Annotated in this window: 1 protein-coding gene; it reads left to right on the top strand. The window is 53.1% G+C overall.

Features of this window, described 5'->3' with window-relative positions:
- Positions 1–5 precede the first annotated feature (5 nt).
- Positions 6–1,082 carry a photosystem II q(b) protein gene (gene psbA, locus PMIT1303_RS00455; protein WP_011825086.1) on the top strand — a complete coding sequence of 359 codons (1,077 nt, stop codon included), beginning with the start codon at positions 6–8 and terminating at the stop codon, positions 1,080–1,082.
- The last annotated feature ends 70 nt before the right edge of the window (positions 1,083–1,152 follow it).

Here is a 1,152-nt window from a genome sequence, read left to right on the forward strand (position 1 = left end):
ACTCAATGACCACCACCATTCGCAGTGGTCGCCTCAGTAGCTGGGAATCCTTCTGCAATTGGGTCACCTCCACCAATAACCGCATTTATGTGGGTTGGTTCGGTGTCCTGATGGTTCCCACGCTGTTGGCAGCTGCCATCTGCTTCACCATTGCCTTTATTGCGGCACCGCCGGTTGATATCGACGGTATCCGTGAGCCTGTTGCTGGCTCTTTCCTCTACGGCAATAACATCATTTCTGGTGCTGTTGTTCCTTCCAGCAACGCCATCGGCCTGCACTTTTATCCCATTTGGGAAGCTGCTTCTGTTGATGAGTGGCTTTACAACGGCGGTCCTTACCAGCTTGTTGTGTTCCACTTCCTGATCGGCATCTGTTGCTGGTTGGGTCGCCAATGGGAACTCTCCTATCGCTTGGGCATGCGCCCTTGGATCTGTGTGGCCTACAGCGCACCGCTGTCGGCAGCCTTTGCTGTGTTCCTGATCTATCCAGTAGGTCAGGGTTCCTTCTCAGATGGCATGCCTTTAGGCATCTCTGGAACCTTCAACTTCATGTTGGTGTTCCAGGCAGAGCACAACATCCTCATGCATCCCTTCCACATGATTGGTGTGGCAGGCATGTTTGGCGGCAGTTTGTTCTCCGCCATGCACGGTTCACTGGTGACCTCATCGTTGATTCGTGAAACCACCGAAACCGAGTCTCAGAACTACGGCTATAAGTTCGGCCAAGAGGAAGAGACCTACAACATCGTGGCTGCCCACGGTTATTTCGGTCGTCTGATCTTCCAGTACGCCAGCTTCAATAACAGCCGTAGTCTGCACTTCTTCCTGGCTGCCTGGCCGGTGATCTGCATCTGGATCACCTCACTGGGTATTAGCACCATGGCCTTCAACTTGAACGGCTTTAACTTCAACCAGTCGGTTCTCGATGCCCAAGGCAGAGTTGTACCAACCTGGGCTGATGTGCTCAACCGCAGCAACCTCGGTATGGAAGTGATGCATGAGCGTAATGCTCATAACTTCCCTCTCGACCTGGCAGCTGCTGAGTCCACACCTGTGGCTCTGATTGCTCCTGCGATTGGCTGATCTGATCAGCCCCAATACAAGGTTTGGCAGCAGCTGAACCTCACAACCCCCTCTAAAGAGGGGGTTTTTT

Source organism: Prochlorococcus sp. MIT 1303 (genome assembly GCF_001631965.1).
In the GTDB taxonomy this organism is placed as follows: Bacteria; Cyanobacteriota; Cyanobacteriia; order PCC-6307; family Cyanobiaceae; genus Prochlorococcus; species Prochlorococcus marinus_D.